General features: G+C 68.3%; 16 protein-coding genes. 10 read left to right on the top strand and 6 right to left on the bottom strand.

The window, feature by feature from the left end; all coding sequences use genetic code 11:
• The first annotated feature begins 27 nt into the window (after nucleotides 1-27).
• Entirely contained in the window at nucleotides 28-768 is a 741-nt protein-coding gene (locus BLT71_RS02335; protein ID WP_091717238.1) for an SDR family NAD(P)-dependent oxidoreductase, read from the top strand.
• Nucleotides 769-887: 119 nt separating this feature from the next.
• Here the strand turns inward: BLT71_RS02335 and BLT71_RS02330 are convergent, their stop codons facing one another.
• From BLT71_RS02330 to uriH, 3 genes are read right to left on the bottom strand one after another with little or no spacing between them, the layout of a single operon-like run.
• On the bottom strand, nucleotides 888-1,871 hold the full coding sequence (locus tag BLT71_RS02330; RefSeq protein WP_091717236.1) for a ribokinase: 984 nt from the start codon (nucleotides 1,869-1,871) through the stop codon (nucleotides 888-890).
• The gene (gene uriT / locus BLT71_RS02325) at nucleotides 1,868-3,295 is read right to left on the bottom strand and encodes a uridine transporter UriT (RefSeq protein ID WP_091717234.1); all 1,428 of its coding nucleotides are present in this window, start codon (nucleotides 3,293-3,295) and stop codon (nucleotides 1,868-1,870) included. The genes BLT71_RS02330 and uriT overlap by 4 nt, the downstream gene beginning before the upstream one ends.
• Nucleotides 3,295-4,362 carry a uridine-preferring nucleoside hydrolase UriH gene (gene uriH / locus BLT71_RS02320; protein WP_091723756.1) on the bottom strand — a complete coding sequence of 356 codons (1,068 nt, stop codon included), beginning with the start codon at nucleotides 4,360-4,362 and terminating at the stop codon, nucleotides 3,295-3,297. Before uriH ends, uriT begins: the two co-directional genes overlap by 1 nt.
• Nucleotides 4,363-4,683: 321 nt before the next feature.
• On the opposite strand from uriH, the gene BLT71_RS02315 reads away from it, so the two are divergent.
• Both BLT71_RS02315 and BLT71_RS02310 read left to right on the top strand, forming a co-directional pair.
• A complete protein-coding gene (locus BLT71_RS02315) occupies nucleotides 4,684-4,878 on the top strand; it encodes a hypothetical protein (RefSeq protein ID WP_091717232.1) in 195 nt (64 codons plus the stop codon).
• Between the two features lie 61 nt (nucleotides 4,879-4,939).
• Nucleotides 4,940-5,977: a LacI family DNA-binding transcriptional regulator gene (locus BLT71_RS02310; RefSeq protein WP_091723754.1), complete on the top strand. Its 1,038-nt coding sequence runs from the start codon at nucleotides 4,940-4,942 to the stop codon at nucleotides 5,975-5,977.
• Here BLT71_RS02310 and BLT71_RS02305 read toward each other — a convergent pair.
• Nucleotides 5,967-7,445: a M1 family metallopeptidase gene (locus BLT71_RS02305; RefSeq protein ID WP_091717230.1), complete on the bottom strand. Its 1,479-nt coding sequence runs from the start codon at nucleotides 7,443-7,445 to the stop codon at nucleotides 5,967-5,969. The two genes, BLT71_RS02310 and BLT71_RS02305, sit on opposite strands and share 11 nt — an antisense overlap.
• A 317-nt stretch (nucleotides 7,446-7,762) precedes the next feature.
• Between BLT71_RS02305 and BLT71_RS02300 the strand changes: the two genes are divergently transcribed.
• The 3 genes from BLT71_RS02300 (at nucleotide 7,763) to BLT71_RS02295 (ending at nucleotide 9,764) form a co-directional block, all read left to right on the top strand.
• Complete coding sequence (locus BLT71_RS02300; RefSeq protein ID WP_091717228.1) at nucleotides 7,763-8,869, top strand: GTP pyrophosphokinase; 1,107 nt, start codon at nucleotides 7,763-7,765, stop codon at nucleotides 8,867-8,869.
• Between the two features lie 172 nt (nucleotides 8,870-9,041).
• On the top strand, nucleotides 9,042-9,188 hold the full coding sequence (locus tag BLT71_RS20295) for a lmo0937 family membrane protein (RefSeq protein ID WP_156368333.1): 147 nt from the start codon (nucleotides 9,042-9,044) through the stop codon (nucleotides 9,186-9,188).
• Nucleotides 9,189-9,281: 93 nt separating this feature from the next.
• Complete coding sequence (locus BLT71_RS02295; protein WP_091717226.1) at nucleotides 9,282-9,764, top strand: nucleoside deaminase; 483 nt, start codon at nucleotides 9,282-9,284, stop codon at nucleotides 9,762-9,764.
• A 31-nt stretch (nucleotides 9,765-9,795) separates the two neighbouring features.
• Here BLT71_RS02295 and BLT71_RS02290 read toward each other — a convergent pair whose 3' ends face one another.
• On the bottom strand, nucleotides 9,796-10,473 hold the full coding sequence (locus BLT71_RS02290; protein ID WP_091717224.1) for a GntR family transcriptional regulator: 678 nt from the start codon (nucleotides 10,471-10,473) through the stop codon (nucleotides 9,796-9,798).
• Between the two features lie 107 nt (nucleotides 10,474-10,580).
• Here BLT71_RS02290 and BLT71_RS02285 point away from each other — a divergent pair, with 107 nt between their 5' ends.
• The 4 genes from BLT71_RS02285 to BLT71_RS02270 all read left to right on the top strand — a co-directional run bounded on the left by BLT71_RS02285 (nucleotide 10,581) and on the right by BLT71_RS02270 (nucleotide 16,257).
• On the top strand, nucleotides 10,581-11,339 hold the full coding sequence (locus BLT71_RS02285) for a LamB/YcsF family protein (RefSeq protein WP_091717222.1): 759 nt from the start codon (nucleotides 10,581-10,583) through the stop codon (nucleotides 11,337-11,339).
• Between the two features lie 74 nt (nucleotides 11,340-11,413).
• Nucleotides 11,414-12,763 carry an MFS transporter gene (locus BLT71_RS02280; protein ID WP_091717220.1) on the top strand — a complete coding sequence of 450 codons (1,350 nt, stop codon included), beginning with the start codon at nucleotides 11,414-11,416 and terminating at the stop codon, nucleotides 12,761-12,763.
• 18 nt (nucleotides 12,764-12,781) lie between these two features.
• Nucleotides 12,782-14,482 carry a 5-oxoprolinase subunit B/C family protein gene (locus BLT71_RS02275; RefSeq protein WP_091717218.1) on the top strand — a complete coding sequence of 567 codons (1,701 nt, stop codon included), beginning with the start codon at nucleotides 12,782-12,784 and terminating at the stop codon, nucleotides 14,480-14,482.
• The gene (locus tag BLT71_RS02270) at nucleotides 14,482-16,257 is read left to right on the top strand and encodes an ATP-binding protein (RefSeq protein WP_091717216.1); all 1,776 of its coding nucleotides are present in this window, start codon (nucleotides 14,482-14,484) and stop codon (nucleotides 16,255-16,257) included. The genes BLT71_RS02275 and BLT71_RS02270 overlap by 1 nt, the downstream gene beginning before the upstream one ends.
• Before the next feature lie 21 nt (nucleotides 16,258-16,278).
• Here the strand turns inward: BLT71_RS02270 and BLT71_RS02265 are convergent, their stop codons facing one another.
• Nucleotides 16,279-17,265 (bottom strand): aldo/keto reductase, encoded by a 987-nt coding sequence (locus BLT71_RS02265; protein WP_091717214.1) that lies wholly within the window; start codon nucleotides 17,263-17,265, stop codon nucleotides 16,279-16,281.
• Nucleotides 17,266-17,313: the final 48 nt, after the last annotated feature.

Genomic DNA, 17,313 nt, shown 5'->3' with positions numbered 1-17,313 from the left:
TGGAGCACAAACAACGGAGGTTCTTCCATGGCACGGATTCTGGTGACCGGTTCAACGGACGGGCTGGGCCTGGCAACGGCGGAAACACTGGCCCGTGAAGGCCACCACGTGCTGGTTCACGCCCGGTCCGCCCGGCGCCTGCCCGCGGTGCAGCACCTGGTGGACCAGGGTGCGCAGTGCCTGGTGGGAGACCTTTCGGACGACGCCGAGGTCCGCCAACTCGCTGACCAGGCCAACCGCATCGGCGGGATACACGCCGTGATCCACAACGCCGGAGTACTGGACGGTGCCGCGCTCCTGCCCGTCAACGTGGTGGCGCCGTACCTGCTCACCGCGCTGATCAGCGGGCCGCGCCGGCTGATCTACCTGAGCAGCGGCATGCACCGCGGCGGCAACACCCGTCTCGACGGCCTGGACTGGTCAGGCCGCTCCGCCACGGCGTCGTATTCCACCACCAAGCTGCACATCACGGCCATCTCCGCCGCCCTGGCCCGCCTGGTACCCGGCGTCACCAGCAACGCCGTGGACCCGGGCTGGGTGCCCACCCGGATGGGCGGACGCTCCGCCCCGGACGATCTTGAGCTCGGCCACCGCACGCAGGAGTGGCTGGCCACCAGTGATGACCCGGACGCCCAGGGCAGCGGCGGCTACTGGTACCACCAGCGCCGGCAGACCCCGCACCCGGCCGCGGAAGATCACGATTTCCAGGACGCCCTGCTCGCCCGGCTGGAAGAGCACACCGGCGTCACGCTGGAAGCACTCGGCTGAACATCGATTGCTCCGTAAACGCCGTTCTGACGCCTGAAAAGGGCGTTTGGGCCCACGCCCGCAGGGTTCCTTGGCCGAGCTTTCGAGGCTAGGGTGCCGGTGGGGAACAATCGATGGGGTTAGGAGACGCGCAGGCGGCGTTCGACGTCGGCCGTTTCCGGATACGCCGCCTGGGTGCCCTTGCGCGTGGTGGCCAGGGCCGCGGCCACGGAGGCGAACGCTGCGGCGTCGGCGAGGGCATCACCGGCGGCGAGCCGGACCGCCACGGCACCGGTGAAGGCGTCCCCGGCGCCGGTGGTGTCCACCGCGTCAACCTTGGTGGGCTTCACGAACACCACGGACCGGTTGGCGGGGGCGTCGGAATCCAGCACCACGGACCCGTTCGCCCCGAGGGTCACCAGCACCTGCCGGATCCCCCGTTCGGCAAAGCGTTCGCGGACGGCATCCCATTGCGCCGCGTGGGCGCCGGCACCCGGGACGGAGGCCCCAGGCCCGAGGAACAGCGCGGCTTCATGCGCGTTCACCAGCAGGACGTCCACCAACTCAGCCAGCGCTGCGGGGATGTGGGCGTACGGCGAGAGGTTCAGCAGGACCTTTGCGCCGGCGTCGTGGCCTGCCTGCGCCGCGGCCAGCACCGTGGGCATGGCAACTTCCAGGCAGAGGCTGACGACGGCGGCGCCCTCCAGGACGTCCGCGGCCTCCGCCACGTCCGCCGGGGACAGCGTGCCGTTGGCGCCCGCGGAGATGATGATGTTGTTCTCGCCGCCGGCGTCGACGGCGATCACGGCGACGCCGGTGGGCTCGCTGGAGGTGCGCACCTGCCCTACGTCCACGCCGGCACCGGCCACCGAGGCCAGCAGCATGTGCCCGTTGGGGTCATCCCCCACGGCACCCACCAGGCTGACGTGCCCGCCCAGGCGGCCGGCGGCGACCGCCTGGTTGGCGCTCTTGCCGCCGGGGTTCACGGCGAAGCCGTTGCCGTGCACCGTTTCGCCCGGCTGCGGGAGCCGCTCGCAGTAGATGGTGAGGTCCGCGTTGAGGGACCCGACGACGACAATCCGGCCAGTGCCCACGGAACCTGCGGTCCCGGCATCGGCGCTCATTCGGCCACCTCGGCCTCAACCGGCTTGGGGATCAGCAGCGATGCAGCGAACGCGGCCACCGTCAGCCCCAGGCCGACCACCACCACGGTCAGGTAGGAAGCGGAGGCATCGCCAAGGGAGGCTGTCGCCACCAGCACGGCCGGCAGGATGAGGAAGCTCAGGCCCGCACCGAGGTTGAAGGCACCGGCGTTCATGCCGGGCAGGAAGCCGGGGTTGCCGGCGGGCGAGAGGACAACGCCGAGTCCGTTGAGCATGATGTTGACCGTACCGGCGTACATGATGCCCAGCAAGACCGTGCCGGCAATCATCATCGGCAGGCTGTGCAGGCCCAGGAACCCGATGACGGCCAGCGCCGCGATGCTGCCGAGCAGGCCGATGCGCAGCACCTTGGTGTATCCCAGGACCGGTGCGAGCTTGCCGCTGAGCGGGCCCACCACCCAGCCCAGCAGGGCGTACGGGGTGAGGATGATCAGCGACATCTCGGTGGGGCCCACCCCGAACCCGGGCTCCGCGGCCTGGACGTAGGCGGGAACGATGCCGTTGATGACGGCGAAGATGCCGGTCATGGTCAGGGTGGTGGTGAGCAGCGGGGCCCAGGTGGCGCGCTGGCGCAGGTGCACGGTTTCCACCATGGGCTGCGCGGCGCGCTGTTCGGCGCGCCAGAAGGCAAGGAACGCGACGACGGACACGGCCACCAGCGCCAGGCTCAGGATGAGCGTGCCGGAGTTGAAGCCGCCCACCAGCTTGGAGCCTTCGTTCAGGGCGGTGAGCAGGGCACCGACGGCCACCACGATGAAGAACACGCCCAGCCAGTCCATCCGGGTACCAGCGGCAGGCTTGCTTTCGGCGGCCAGGAACACGATGAGGGCGGTGGCAGCGACGGCCAGGACCACCATCAGCCAGAAGATGCTGCGGAAGCCGAAGTGCTCGGCGAAGTAGCCGCCCACGAAGGAGTCCACGCCCGCCACGCCGCCGTTGACGGCGGTGATCAGGCCCATGAGCGTGCCGTACTTGCGGGGGTTGCTGACGGCGGAGCGGAGCATGATCAGGCACAGCGGCACGGTGGGTCCGCTGACGCCCTGGATGATGCGGCCCACAAAGAGCCAGGTGATGTCCGGGGCGAGGGCGGCGATGACCGAACCCACGGCCATCATCACCATCATGCCCACGAGGACCTTCTTGCGGCCCACGATGTCGCTCAGCCGCGGCAGGAACAGGGAGAACAGGGCGGCGGCGGTGAAGAACCAGGTCTGCGAGAGCCCGATGACGGCCTGGTCCGCTTTGAGCTCCTCGCCCATGGTCACCAGGGCGGGGCTAAGCATGGACGCGTTGAGCTGGAACGCCACGCAGGCGGCCAGCAGCGCGGTCATGAGGGCTGCGATGTTGCCGCGGCCGGTCTTGGTTTCAGTGATGGTGGCGGCCATTACTTGACCCCTCCGGCGGTGAGCTGGGCACTTTCGGGACGGACGACGTCGGACGCGTTGCCTTTGTTGTCCGTGTCACCGGGGCCCGGCTCGCCGATGCGGACCAGTGCGTCGGTGACGAGGTCCCAGAACCGTCCGTGGTCCAGGTCCACGGCAACGCTGGTGTGGCAGTCGGCGGGCGCCGGGGCGCGGAAATCGGCCACGGTCATGCCAAGGGTGAGGGTGCCCTGCAGTTCGATGTTGACGGGCACCTTGCGGGTGCTGACGATGCTGGGGTCGATGACGTACGCGACGGCGCAGGGATCGTGGACGGGCGGGTAGTCGAAGCCCTGGGCGTCCTTGTACGTGTGGGCGAAGAAGTCCATCAGCTCGGTGACGAACTTCGCCGGCCCGGTACCGATGGCGGCGATCTTTTCCACCACGTCCGGGGTGGCCAGCGCCTGGTGGGTGAGGTCCAGGCCCACCATCACCACTGGCCACTTCTCGTTGAAGACGATGTGCGCGGCCTCGGGGTCGATGATGATGTTGAACTCGGCCACGGCGCTCCAGTTGCCCACGTGGTAGCCGCCGCCCATGAGGACCACTTCCTTGACGCGTTCCACGATGCGGGGTTCCTTGCGGGCGGCCAGGGCGATGTTGGTCAGGCCGGCGGTGGGGACCAGGGTGACGGTGCCGGGTTCGTGCGCCATCACGGTGTCGATGATGAGGTCGACGGCGTGGCGCGGGTCCAGTTCGATGGTGGACTCGGGCAGGGCGGGGCCGTCCATGCCGGACTCGCCGTGGATGTCCGGTGCGGTTTCGATGCTGCGGACCAGCGGGCGGTCGCAGCCGGCAGCGAAGGGAACGCCGGTGATGCCGGCGATGGTGCCCACGGCGAGCGCGTTGCGGGTGACTTTTTCGAGGGTCTGGTTGCCCACCACTGTGGTGACAGCCAGCAGGTCGATGTTGGGGTTGCCGTGTGCGAGCAGCAACGCCACAGCGTCGTCATGCCCGGGGTCGCAGTCCAGGATGATTTTCCTGCGCTCGGCGCCCTGGACCGGCTCAGGGTTCTGGAAGTTGGGTTCCATGGTGTTCTCCACGTCATTGGGGCCCGTGCCAGCTGCCTGGCGTCCGGGGAGTTGTAGCGTTCAGGAGTGATCATGGCAGCAGAATGTGGCGTACGTCAAACGCTTAACGTTGGTGCAGGTCAAGCGCTTGACGTATTGCCGCGCTTGACCCTGATTTTTTATGGCACATGCGCGCCATATCCGCCAGGCTACCGGCTCAGCGCCATCGGCGCGGTCGCGGTGCCGCTGCCGGCTCAGCGGCTGCCGCCGTCGGGATTCACGAAGATCCGGCGGGACCGCCCCGGGGCGCTGAACAGGAACGATGTCGCCTAGGCTGAGGTCATGGATAACACCAAGAGGGCAACGCTCATTTGGTCGCTGGGGGCAGTTGTCTTCTCTCTCATCGGCGTCTACATCGCACTGACCGCCAATGGAGTCTGGTACTCCATCGTGTCGGCAGTCATTCTGCTGCTCGCGGGCTGTGCGTTTGCCTCAAGGGCCGTGCTGGCCCTGCGCGCCCAGCGCCCGAGCAGCTAGCAGGGCCAGGCGCAGCACACGCCAGCGGCGAGTGCTGCTCCACGCCCACTACGATCAACGTATGGAATCCGCGGAACAGAGGCAGCAGCACGCGCGCCCACGGCGGATCACGGCGGCCATGGTCGCCGCCCGGGCAGGTGTTTCGACGGCGACGGTATCCCTTGTGGCCAACGGCAAGACGGCGGGCCGCGTCTCCGAGGACAACGTGGCCCGGGTTCGTGACGCCATTGCCGAGCTTGGCTATGTGGTGGACGGAATCGGCAGCTCGCTGGCCAAGGGCGTGAGCTCCATCGTCATCCTGGTGGCGCCGGATATCTCCAACCCCTTCTTCGCCAAGGTCATCGACGGGGTACGGGAAGCACTCGGCCCGCAGTACCAGCTGCTGCTGTCCGTCACCGAAGCGGGCGAGTTTCCGCAGGCCAGCGACGTCCGGCGGCTCATGTCGCTGCGCCCGGCCGGGCTGCTGGTGGACGCACCCAACGCGGACTTCCTTGAGGACCTCGCCTCGCCGTCGCCCCTTGTCCTGCTGGACGCGCCCGGGCTGGAATCCTACGCACCATCCGTCAACCTCGATGTGGCCAGCGGGGCCCGCCAGCTGGCAGCACACCTGGCCGCCGCCGGGCACACGGAAGCGGCTTATGTGGACAGCGTGACCGGCACCGACACGTTTGCCGTGCGGCGTGCGGCGTTCCTGGAAGAGGCCGCGGCGCGCGGCATCTCCGTGAGCCCGGACCGGATCATCAGCACCACCATCGACGTCGGGACCGCGGCCGCCGCGTTCGCCGCCGCCTGGCCGGAGTGGCAGCGCGCGGGGGTGACCGCCGTCGTCTGCGGAACCGATACGCACGGTTACGGCGTGCTGCAGGAGGCTCGGGTGGCCGGTGTGCGGATCCCGGAGGAACTTGCGGTGGCCGGCTTCGACGACCTTCCCTATTCGGCCACCAGCAATCCCGGCCTGACCAGCGTCCACTTGCCCGCCACGTCCCTGGGCCAGAAAGCGGGCGAGCAGCTGCGCCGGCTGATGGAGGGCAAGTTCCTGAAGCCCGGCGGCGTCACGCTGGAAACGTCGCTGGTGGTGCGCGGCTCCACTACGGCATAGCCGGGCGGTCCCCCTCCCGCAGCCAGTCGTTGAAGAACGCGTCAAGCTGCTGCCCGGAGGCTTCCTCCATCACTGCTTCAAAATCCCCGGTTGTTGCCGAGGAATTGGCGTAGCGGTCCAGCCATTCGGTGGCCCCGGCAAAGAAGGCCGCGTCCCCGATCCTGGCCCGCAGTGCATGGAGCATGGCGGCTCCCCGTCGGTACACCTGCTCGGCGAACAGGTTGTCCCGCCCCGGATTGGAGATGTCCAGCGCCCAGAGGTTCTTGCTGTCCAGTTCAGCCACGGTATCCGTGAACTGCTTTGCCAGTGTCGCCTTGCCCTGGTGTTCGGCCCACAGCCACTCGACATAGGTGGCCCAGCCCTCGTTGAGCCAGATGTCCTTCCAGTCCGCCGGGCTGACGCTGTTACCGAACCACTGGTGACCCAGTTCGTGGACAACCGTGTCCTCATCGGCAACCTCTGAATAGACCGGCCGGGTTTGCGTTTCCAGGGCGTAATCCACCGAGTCGTCGTCCACAATCGCACCGAAGGCCTCGAACGGATACCGCCCGAACAGGTCTGACAGGTAGCGGATCATTTGTGGCTGCAGCGCAAGGGCCGCATTGGTTTTCACCAGCGCGGGCCCGGTCACACCGGTGTCCACCGCATTGATGATCGGCAGGCCGCGGGGTCCCTCGCTGTAGGACAGGGTGAAGTCTCCGACGCTTGCCGTGGCGAGGTAGCTGGCCATCGGGTCCGCCGCCTCCCAGCTCCAGGTTGTCCAGCCGGCGTGTGTTTCCGGGTCGTCCCCGGGCAGGCCGTTGGCTACTGCGGTTTTTCCTTCCGGGACGGTGATGCGGAAGGAGTACGTGGCTTTGTCCTCGGGGTCGTCGTTCACCGGAAACCAGGTGGGTGCGCCGTCGGGTTCGTTGACCACCATGGCTCCGTCAGGGGTGGTCACCCATCCGTACAGCGCCCCCGTAGTGTCCTGGGGCCGGCCGGTGGCACCGCCGTAGCTGATGGTGATGGTGGTTGTCCGGCCTTCCTTCAGTTTGGGCCGCAGTCCGACGGTGAGTTCCCACCGGCGGTTCGCATCGTCCTGCACCTGGGTCCACTCCGAGGGGCCCGCGCCGCGATTGACGTCCTTGCCGTCCACGTCCACGGCGGTGACGGTGAGTCCGCGCAGGTCGAAGTCGAGGGCGTCCAGGTCCTGGGTGGCGCGCAGGGTGATGGTGGCCTCCGCGGTGAGGTTTCCCGCTGCGGCCGGGTCCGACGGCGGCGTGTAGCGGAGGTCGAGGCCGTAGTGCAGGACGTCGTACCCGCCGTTGCCCGCGTACGGGAAGTAGGGATCACCACTTCCCGCCGCACCTGGGCCGTAGCGCGGGCCGCCTTGGGGTGCAGCCTGCGCCGGGGTGATCCCCGCGGCGGCGGCCGTCAAGAGTGCTACTGCTGCCGCGGCGATGCGGCGGGCCTTCGTCAGGTTGGTCATGGTTGCAGTCCTGGAATGGTGCCGGGCGGCGGGCGGTTCCGGCCGTGGCAGTTCTGCCCGGCGCCCGCCGGAGGTAACAGGTTGTGTGCCTTCGCGGCGACAAGACCGGTACCGGCGGCCTCTGGGCCGCTGTTGCCCCACCAGATGGAATGAAAGCTAGGCCAGCCGGCGGGGCGTGTCAACACTTCCTCCCCCCCCATTCACCCCCCCCTCTTCCGCTTCCGAGTCCGGGACTGGGGCGGGTGTCTGGTGGCGTCCTGTGACGCGCAAGGATTGGCCGCCTCCGTTCTGTCAGACCCCGGCCGTAAGCTGGGACCATGCCGAGTAACTGGGAGAATTTGGACGAGCCGCTGCGCGAATCCGTGCAGCACAACGTGGAGCTGTACGAGCAAGTCCGCCCTGCCCTGAAACTGGTTACCCGCGATGTGCTGCTGGTCCTGCGGGACATGCTCAAGGACAGTGAGGTCACCCCGCTGTTCGTCACTGGCCGCACCAAGACGGTGGAGTCGTTCAAGGAGAAGATCTCCCGCACAGAGGAGCCGCTGGAGCCGGGCGGGCGCCGGCTGCTGAAGTTCCCGGACCCGTTCCGGACCCTCAATGACATGGTGGGGATCCGCGTCATTACCAAGCTGCCGGCCGAGAATGCGGCGGTGGCCAACATCATCAAGCGGCAGCGCCAGCTGTTCGACTGCCGCGGGGACCGGGAAAAGGACATCGGCTCCATCGAGTCCGGCACCTACGGGTATTCGAGCCGGCACCTGATCCTGCGGACCATCCAGAACGAGGCCGTCAAGGAATACCAACAGGTCTTCAACCCGGAGGTCACGCCCAACGGCAGCTACTTCTTCGAGTGCCAGATCCGCACCATCTTCGCCCACGCATGGAGCGAAATCGAGCACGATATCCGCTTCAAGGCCGAGGATCCCCGGGCCTGGACCCCGCATTTCGACCGGCAGTTCACGGCCACGGCAGCCATGCTGGAAACGGTGGAGACGGCGTTCGCGGACCTGCACGAACGGTACGAGGAAGTCCGCAGCTTCTGGGACACCGACGGTGAGGGCGCGGCACCGCTCACACCGAACCGGGTCAGGGATGTGTGGCGCACGCTGCTGCCGCACGTGGACCGCAAGGTGGATGACGACTGGGGCTGGGCCTCGGAGCTGCTCGCGGCGCACGGACTCACGCGGACCATGGAACTGGCCGGGCTGCTCCGCGCGGAGCAGATCACCGAGGTCCGCAAGGCCCTGGACCACCGCTACTCCCCCGGACCGGACCGGCTGCTGGATGACCTCCTGCTGTGGCAATTCGGCACCAGGCACATTGACCTCACGGCAGAAGCGGCCGACGCCGTCCCGCACCCCCGGCGCGACAGCCTCCTGCGCCGTCTCCGGCAAATCGAACGGTACCGGGTCACCCAAAAGTAGGTCCTGGCGGTTGGCGAACGCCCCCGCGTGGTGGCCGCGGATCGGCCCGCGGCGGGGTTGGGAAAATTAACAGCGCGGTGTTTGGCGTCGGGGGATTGCGCCGGGCGTAGTATGTGAAAATCCGCGGGCTAAAGCACAATTCCATCCGAAATTTACCCACAAGGAGAATTCCATGTTGCTTTGGATTGCCATCATCATTGCCGTTCTGTGGCTTCTCGGACTGCTCGCCAATATTGGCGGCGGCCTGATCCACATCCTGCTGGTTGTCGCCGTCGTCGTCCTGATCTTCCACTTCGTCCGCGGCAGGACCCGCGCCTGACGAAAACCCGAGTCCGGCCTAACAGCCAGGAGGTCCCGGCTGCCCGGGGCCTCCGGCGGTCCGCCGGGTAATCCCGCATGCGACAATGTCCGGATGACTTCCGAATCCCCGCTGGCTGCCGCCGCATTGCCTCCGCAGGCGACTTCCGACGCTGCATTCGAGGCTGCCTATGCGGCGGCCCGGAAAAGCTCCAGCGAAGGCGGCATTCCCATCGGCGCGGCGCTTGCCCGCAACGGTGTGGTCATCGCCAGCGGCCACAACGAGCGGGTCCAGAACGGCGATCCGATAGCGCACGGGGAGATGTCGGCGCTCCGGGCAGCCGGCCGGCAGCGCAGCTACCGGGACACCACGCTGTACACCACCCTTGCCCCGTGTGCCATGTGCACCGGAACCATCATCCAGTTCAAGATCCCCCGGGTGGTGGTGGGCGAAGCGCGCACCTTCCCGGGCGAGTTCGACCTCCTGCGGTCCCGCGGCGTCGAAGTGATTGTCCTCGATGACCAGCGCTGCGTGGACATGATGCGCGATTTCCAGGACAACAACCCGGAACTCTGGGCAGAGGACATCGCCGAGTAAGCCCGGGATCCGGCGGCACCAAGCCGCCGACCTACTCTCCGTGCACTGCCGCCAGGTTGTCCTCGGAACGGTCCAGGTAGGCCAGCAGGAGATCCGCGGCCCGGTCCGGATCGCCGGCTTCCAACGCCTCACAGATTGCTTCGTTGTCCGGCAGGTAGCGCTGGTAGAACAGTGCATCAGCGGTGGCCTTGTGGAAGAACAAGCGCATCTCGGCCAGCACCTGGGCCATGACCGTGTTCAGCCGCGGGCTGCGGGCCATCGCCACGATGGCACCGTGGAAGTGCTGGTTAGCGGTCCCCCCGGCTTCATCGTCTCCGGCCGCCGCAGCGCGCTTGCCTTCCTCCACCGCGGCCCGGACAGCGGCCACATCCTCGGGGCTGCCTCCGCCGCGCATCGCGCTGACCTCGATAAACCGCCGGACCGTATAGACGTCATGGATGTCCTCCGCCCCCAGGCTTGCCACGAAGACGCCGCGGTTGGGGTGCCGGACCACCAGACGCTCACTGGCCAGTTCCGCAAACGCCTCCCGCACTGTGTTCCGGGAGACGCCCAGGTCCTCGGCAATGGTGGATTCGGTGAGCCTCGCCCCCGGGATCAACGCGCCTTCGGCCAGCTGCCGGCGGAGTTCCTGGGCCACGCGTTCAGCCACGGACGGCATGGCCACCCGGAGGCGGCCTGCGGAAGCGGGAGCGGAATCGAGAGTGGCCATACCCGAGAATTTACACGATCGTCACATCGTTGAATCGAAGGATTGTTGAACAATCCGTAGATTTGGTGCATCCTAGTTATGACCAACCAATGAGACGGGGATCACAAATGACTTCCATCGACCTCAACAGCGACGTCGGCGAGTCCTTCGGCCGCTGGACCCTCGGCGACGATGCCGCCATGTTCAGCTCGGTGTCCAGCGCCAACGTGGCCTGCGGCTTCCATGCCGGGGACCCCACCGTGATCCGCCGGACCTGCCGGAACGCGGCGGAGGCCGGCGTCGTCATCGGCGCCCACGTGGGCTACCGCGACCTCGCAGGCTTCGGACGCCGCTTCCTGGACATCAGCCCAGGCGAACTGGCCGACGACGTGGTGTACCAGATCGGTGCTCTGCAGGCATTGGCCGCCGCCGAAGGAACGAAAGTCCGGTACGTGAAGCCGCACGGCGGCCTGTACAACGCGATTGTGTCGCACACCGCCCAGGCGCGCGCCGTCGTCGACGCCGTGAAGTCCGTGGATCCCGGCCTGCCCATCATGGGGCTGCCAGGCTCGGAAGTCCTGCGGCTGGCAGAGGAAGCGGGCCTGCGGGCAGTGACCGAAGCCTTCGCGGACCGCGCCTACAACCCGGACGGGACCCTCGTGTCCCGTACCCAGCCGGGCGCAGTCCTTCACGATCCCGCCGAAGTGGCGGAGCATGTATTAAGGATGGCCACCGAACAGTCCGTCAGGACCATCGACGGGTCCATCCTGAAAATCCGCGCAGAAAGCATCTGCTTGCATGGTGACTCCCCAGGGGCGGTCGCAATGGCCACCGCCGTGAAGTCCGCACTCGCCGACGCCGGCATCAGCATCGGCGCGTTCGCCTAGCCAGTCCGCCCGGCTACCGCCCCCCGTATCCAAGGCCAACAGGCCCCGCACCACCCTCACCCCCGGAGGAACCCATGACCAGCACCAACAAGGCAGCGAAGACGGCGGCAAGGAAGCCGCCGGCCGGCGCACTGAAGGCTTACGTCGCCAGCCTCACCGGCACCTCGCTCGAGTACTACGATTTCGCCATCTACTCGGTGGCCTCGGCCCTCGTCTTCCCCAAGATCTTCTTTCCCTCGGATGACGAATTCGTAGGGCTGCTCCTGTCCTTCTCGGCCTTCGCGGTGGGCTACCTGGCCCGCCCCATCGGCGGTGTGGTGTTCGGCCGGCTCGGTGACAAGGTGGGCCGCAAATACGTCCTCGTCTTCACCCTGGTGCTGATCGGCGCCGCCACCGTCCTCATCGGTGCGCTGCCCGACTACTCAGCCATCGGCATCGCCGCCCCCATCATCCTGGTGCTCCTGCGCCTGGCCCAGGGCATCGGCGTCGGCGGCGAATGGGGCGGCGCGGTGCTGCTCTCCAGCGAGTTCGGCGATCCCAACAAGCGCGGATTCTGGTCCTCCGCCGCGCAGATCGGCCCGCCCGCCGGCAACCTGATGGCCAACGGCGTCCTCGCCGTCCTGGCCGCCTCGCTCAGCAACGAAGCATTCCTGTCCTGGGGCTGGCGCGTCGCATTCCTCGCCTCCGCGATCCTGGTGGCCTTCGGCCTGCTGATCCGCCTCAAGCTCGAGGAAACCCCGGTCTTCAAAGCCATCCAGGCCCACGGTGACCGCCCCAAGGCACCCATCAAGGAAGTCTTCACCAAGGAGCCCAAGGCCCTCATCTCGGCAGCCCTGTCCCGCCTGTGCCCGGACGTCCTCTACGCCCTCTTCACCGTGTTCGTGGCCGTCTACGCCACCAAGCAACTCGGCATGACCACCGGCAACGTCCTGGCGGCCATCCTCATCGGTTCCGCGTTCCAGCTCTTCCTTATCCCGGCCGCCGGCGCCCTCACCGACCGCATCAACCGCCGCTGGGTCTACGGGATCGCCGCCGCCGCAACCGCCATCTACATTCCGCTGTTCTTCCTGATGATCCAGGGCAAGTCCGTGCTGATGCTCACCATCGGCGTGGTAATCGGCCTGGCCCTGCACGCCTTCATGTACGGCCCGCAGGCCGCGTTCATCACGGAGCAGTTCCCGGCCCGCCTCCGCTACGCCGGCAGCTCGCTCGCGTACACGCTGGCCGGCGTCATCGGCGGCGCCGTGGCCCCGCTGATCTTCACCGCCCTCTACGGCGCGGCCTCCGGTGGCTGGCACCTGATTGCCGGATACCTCGCCCTGACAGCGGTCATCACCATCGTGGGCATGCGCCTGGGCCGCGATCCGCAGCCTGAGGAAGATGTCCGCCTGCTCGACAACAGCGCAAAGGAGAGCCACGCCTGAGCGGCGCGGCCGGTCCCCATGGAAACAGTCAGTAGCCCCGCCACGGCATCCCGTGTGCTGTCCGCCCGTGTTTTGGCCGTACGGCCCGTAGGCACCACGGCAGTGCTCGCCGAACTCTCCGGCCTCCGCGACGTCCTGGCCCTGCAGGCCCTCCTGCTGGAGGCGCCGCTGCCCGGCCAGGTGGACGTCCTGGCCGCCGCCGAAACCGTGATGGTGAAGGCGGACTCGCCCGCGGCGGCACGCCGGATGGCTGCCCGTTTGCTGGCGATGGACCTGACGGTCCAGTCCCACGCCGAAGGCGCGCTGGTCACCATCGACACCGTGTACGACGGCGAGGACCTCGCCGAGGTGGGAAGGCTCACCGGCCTGGGCGCTGACGGAGTAGTGGCCGCCCATACGGGACAGGTCTGGACGGTGGCCTTCGGTGGCTTCGCCCCCGGGTTCGGCTACATGGTGGGGGAAAACCAGTCACTGGAGGTCCCGCGCCGGAGTTCACCCCGCACCGCTGTCCCTGCCGGGTCCGTGGCGCTGGCCGGCAACTATTCGGCCGTCTACCCCCGGCAGTCGCCGGGCGGCTGGCAACTGATCGGCCGCACCGCGGCACCCATGTGGGACCTCAGCCGGGAGCAGCCGGCCCTGGCCGCTCCGGGTGACCGCGTCCAGTTCCGCGCCGTGCGGGAACTCGTGGAAATTCCGGCCGCACCGGCCGGAACCTCCGGGCATCCCAGTGTGGAGTCCGGCCTCCGCATCCTCTCCCCCGGGCTCCAGAGCCTGGTCCAGGACCTCGGCCGGCCCGGGCATGCGGGACTCGGGGTGTCATCGGCCGGTGCGCTGGACCGCGCCTCGGTGCGTCGCGCCAACCGGGTGCTGGGCAACGGCCCCTCCGCCGCCGTGATCGAAAGCGTTGCCGGCGGCCTGCGCGTCCAGGCCGTGGGCGACCAGGTGCTGGCCGTCACCGGGGCGCCGTCGGCACTGACTGTAGTGACGCCGTCGTCCGCTGCCGAAACCGACGACGCCGAAGACGGCAGCTGGCCCGACGAGGTCCGCACCGTGCCCATGGCCACCGCCTTCGCCCTGCTGGACGGCGAAACCCTGACCGTGGGCGCCCCGGAAAGGGGCTTCCGCACCTACCTGGCCATCCGCGGCGGCGTGGAAGCGGAATCCGTGCTGGGCAGCCGGTCCACTGACACCATGTCCGGAATCGGGCCGGCGCCGCTGGCCGCCGGGCAAGTGCTCGGCGCCGGCGCCACCACAACATCCAACGTGGTGGGCAACCCCGAGCTGCAGCCCGACTACCCGGACGCCGGGGTCACGGTGCTGGACATTGTCCCCGGTCCCCGCGACGACTGGTTTGATGCGGCGGCGCTGGAATCGCTGTGCAGCCAGGATTGGGCCGTCACGCCGCGGTCCAACCGGGTGGGCATGCGCCTGGCCGGCGAACCGCTTCGCCGCAGCCGGGACGGCGAGCTGCCCAGTGAGGGGACCATGGCCGGTGCCCTGCAGATTCCGCCGGAAGGCCAGCCCGTGCTCTTCCTTGCCGACCATCCCATCACAGGCGGTTATCCCGTGATCGGAGTGGTGGCGGACTACCACCTGGATCTCGCCGCGCAGGTTCCGGTGGGCGGCTCCATCCGGTTCCGCTGGGCACCCGACCTGCCTGCCTCCGCGGACACCTCCCGCCACCATTTCCACGATTCCCTAGACGAAGTGAGCAACTGATGCGCAAGGTCCTCATCGCCAACCGAGGAGAAATCGCTGTCCGCATCGCCCGGGCCTGCGAGGACGCCGGGCTCGAATCCGTGGCGGTCTACGCGGACGTGGACGCCGATGCCATGCACGTGGGTGCCGCCACCGAGGCGTACAGCCTGGGCGGCAACGCCCCGTCGGAGACCTACTTGGACGTCGCCAAGCTGCTGGGCGTCGCAGCCGAGTCCGGAGCGGACGCCGTCCACCCAGGCTACGGCTTCCTGTCCGAGAACGCCGGTTTCGCGGAAGCGGTCATCGGCGCAGGGCTGACGTGGATCGGGCCCAGCCCGGATGCCATCCGGCAGCTGGGCAACAAGATCACTGCGCGTGAGATCGCCGTGCGCGCGGGGGCGCCGCTGGTGGCCGGCAGCGACGGTCCGGTGGACTCGGCCGCTGAGGCCCGCGCCTTCGCCGAGGAACACGGCCTGCCCATCGCCATCAAGGCTGCCTTCGGCGGCGGCGGGCGCGGGCTGAAGGTGGTCCGGGAAATGGGCCAGGTGGAGGAGGCGTTCGATTCCGCAGTACGCGAGGCCGTGGTGGCTTTCGGCCGCGGCGAATGCTTCGTGGAACGCTACCTGGACCGGCCCCGCCACGTGGAGGCCCAGGTCCTGGCGGACCAGCACGGCAACGTGGTGGTGGTGGGAACCCGGGACTGCTCGCTGCAGCGCCGGCACCAGAAACTCATGGAAGAGGCCCCCGCCCCGTTCCTCACCGAGGGCCAGACCCGCCAGATTTACGACGCCGCCAAGGCAGTCTGCCGCGAAGCCTCCTACGCGGGGGCCGGGACCGTCGAATTCCTGGTGGCCGCCGACGGCACCGTCGCTTTCCTCGAGGTGAACACCCGCCTGCAGGTGGAGCACCCCATCACCGAGGAAACCACTGGCATCGACCTGGTCCAGGAGCAGTTCCGGATTGCCGCGGGCGAACCGCTCCGCTGGGACGCCGATCCGTCGCCGCGGGGGCATGCTTTCGAATTCCGGCTGAATGCCGAGGACGTTGGGCGCGGCTTCCTGCCCTCACCCGGGACCGTTACGGCCTTCAGTGGTCCCACCGGCCCGGGAATCCGCCTCGATTCCGGCGTCCGTGCCGGGTCCGTTGTGGCGCCTCAGTTCGATTCGCTGCTGGCCAAGCTGATTGTCACAGGCGCGGACCGGCAGCAGGCGCTCCGCCGGGCACGCCGGGCCCTGGCCGAAATGCAGATCGGCGGCGTGGCCACCGTCCTGCCATTCCACCGCGCCGTGGTGGAGGCCTCCGATTTCACGTCCGAAACGGAGCTCGGCATCCACACACGCTGGATCGAAACCGACTTTGCCGAGACCATCGGCGCGGACCCGGAGTTCGGAACTTCCGTCCCGGACGGTGCGCGGCGCACCATCACCGTTGACGTGGACGGCCGGCGCCTCGCCGTCGGGCTGCCCGCAGCGCTGCTGGACGGCTGGGCGCGTTCCGGCGGCCAAGTTCCCGCCGGCGTCACCCCGGCGGGCGGCCCCTTCGGTGCGGAGAACGACGGCGGCACTGCCACAGGTACCGCGGCCCCCGGTGAGTTGCGGGCGGACATGGCAGGGACTGTGGTGAAGTGGCTGGTCGAACCGGGCGCCGAGGTGGCGGCCGGGGATCCCGTCGTCGTCCTTGAAGCAATGAAGATGGAAACCCAGGTCACCGCCCACCGCTCCGGGACCCTCGATGACGTGCGGGTGGACGCCGGAGGCGTGGTTACCGCGGGAGGCGTGCTGGCACTCATCACCTGACGCCGCGGGCGGCCGGACGGGTCAGAGATTGACCATCTTCATGCCGTTCTCGTCGTAGCGGTCCCCGGCGACGCCGAGCCTGAGGGCGAGGCCATTGAGGTCCGCGACGTCGTCGGCGGAGAGTGCCATGGCGGTGGCACCCGCGTTTTCGTCGATCCGTTCGCGGCGGCGTGTGCCCGGGATGGGGGCGATGAAGGGGTGCTGTGCCAGCAGCCATGCCAGGGCTATTTGTCCGGCGGTGGCGCCGCGCGCTTCGGCGAGCGCGCGGACGTGGTCCACAAGCGCCTGGTTCGCAGCCAGGTTTTCGCCCTGGAACCGCGGGATGTGCGAGCGGATTTCGTCCGGGGCGAAGGTGCTGCCCGCCGTCACGGTTCCGGTGAGGAAGCCCTTGCCCAGCGGGCTGAACGGCACGAATCCGATTCCCAGTTCCGCCAGCGTGGGGAGGACCTCGGCTTCGGGATCGCGGGTCCACAGCGAGTACTCGGACTGGACCGCCGTCACTGGGAACTCCGCGTGGGCGCGGCGGATGGTGCCGGCTCCTGCTTCGGAGAGCCCGAAATGCTTGACCTTGCCTTCGGCGACCAGCTCGCCCACGGCGCCGGCTACTTCCTCGATGGGCACGGAGGGGTCCACGCGGTGCTGGTAGAACAGGTCGATGGATTCGACGCCCAGGCGGCGCAGCGATCCTTCGGCGACCCGCCGGATCTGCTCGGGCCGGGAGTCGGTGCCCTGCATCCGCCCGTCCAGGATGTTCCAGCCGAACTTCGTGGCCACCTGCACTTTGTCGCGGATCGGTGCGATCGCTTCGCCTACGAGTTCCTCGTTGACGTAGGGGCCGTAGACCTCGGCGGTGTCGATGAACGTGACGCCCTGGTCCACGGCGTACCGGATCACGTCGATCATGTCGTCGCGGCCGCCGGGGTTGGGGCCGTAGCTCTGGGACATCCCCATCGCGCCGAAGCCGATTGCGGATACCTCGAAGCCCTGCCCAAGTGTCCTGGTGTGCATGGTGGTTCCTTTCATTGCAGGTGATGGCTTCAATGCAACACCGGTTAT

The organism is Pseudarthrobacter equi, from assembly GCF_900105535.1.
GTDB classification, from domain to species: domain Bacteria; phylum Actinomycetota; class Actinomycetes; order Actinomycetales; family Micrococcaceae; genus Arthrobacter; species Arthrobacter equi.
Note: the sequence above shows the minus strand (reverse complement) of the source record. Positions and strands in the feature narration are given on the sequence as shown.

Excerpts from the sequence above, each read along its gene's own strand:
- BLT71_RS02335 (WP_091717238.1), top strand. The coding sequence starts at position 28 with ATGGCACGGATTCTGGTGACCGGTTCAACGGACGGGCTGGGCCTGGCA.
- BLT71_RS02330 (WP_091717236.1), bottom strand. The coding sequence starts at position 1,871 with ATGAGCGCCGATGCCGGGACCGCAGGTTCCGTGGGCACTGGCCGGATT.
- uriT (WP_091717234.1), bottom strand. The coding sequence starts at position 3,295 with ATGGCCGCCACCATCACTGAAACCAAGACCGGCCGCGGCAACATCGCA.
- uriH (WP_091723756.1), bottom strand. The coding sequence starts at position 4,362 with ATGGAACCCAACTTCCAGAACCCTGAGCCGGTCCAGGGCGCCGAGCGC.
- BLT71_RS02315 (WP_091717232.1), top strand. The coding sequence starts at position 4,684 with ATGGATAACACCAAGAGGGCAACGCTCATTTGGTCGCTGGGGGCAGTT.
- BLT71_RS02310 (WP_091723754.1), top strand. The coding sequence starts at position 4,940 with ATGGAATCCGCGGAACAGAGGCAGCAGCACGCGCGCCCACGGCGGATC.
- BLT71_RS02305 (WP_091717230.1), bottom strand. The coding sequence starts at position 7,445 with ATGACCAACCTGACGAAGGCCCGCCGCATCGCCGCGGCAGCAGTAGCA.
- BLT71_RS02300 (WP_091717228.1), top strand. The coding sequence starts at position 7,763 with ATGCCGAGTAACTGGGAGAATTTGGACGAGCCGCTGCGCGAATCCGTG.
- BLT71_RS20295 (WP_156368333.1), top strand. The coding sequence starts at position 9,042 with ATGTTGCTTTGGATTGCCATCATCATTGCCGTTCTGTGGCTTCTCGGA.
- BLT71_RS02295 (WP_091717226.1), top strand. The coding sequence starts at position 9,282 with ATGACTTCCGAATCCCCGCTGGCTGCCGCCGCATTGCCTCCGCAGGCG.
- BLT71_RS02290 (WP_091717224.1), bottom strand. The coding sequence starts at position 10,473 with ATGGCCACTCTCGATTCCGCTCCCGCTTCCGCAGGCCGCCTCCGGGTG.
- BLT71_RS02285 (WP_091717222.1), top strand. The coding sequence starts at position 10,581 with ATGACTTCCATCGACCTCAACAGCGACGTCGGCGAGTCCTTCGGCCGC.
- BLT71_RS02280 (WP_091717220.1), top strand. The coding sequence starts at position 11,414 with ATGACCAGCACCAACAAGGCAGCGAAGACGGCGGCAAGGAAGCCGCCG.
- BLT71_RS02275 (WP_091717218.1), top strand. The coding sequence starts at position 12,782 with ATGGAAACAGTCAGTAGCCCCGCCACGGCATCCCGTGTGCTGTCCGCC.
- BLT71_RS02270 (WP_091717216.1), top strand. The coding sequence starts at position 14,482 with ATGCGCAAGGTCCTCATCGCCAACCGAGGAGAAATCGCTGTCCGCATC.
- BLT71_RS02265 (WP_091717214.1), bottom strand. The coding sequence starts at position 17,265 with ATGCACACCAGGACACTTGGGCAGGGCTTCGAGGTATCCGCAATCGGC.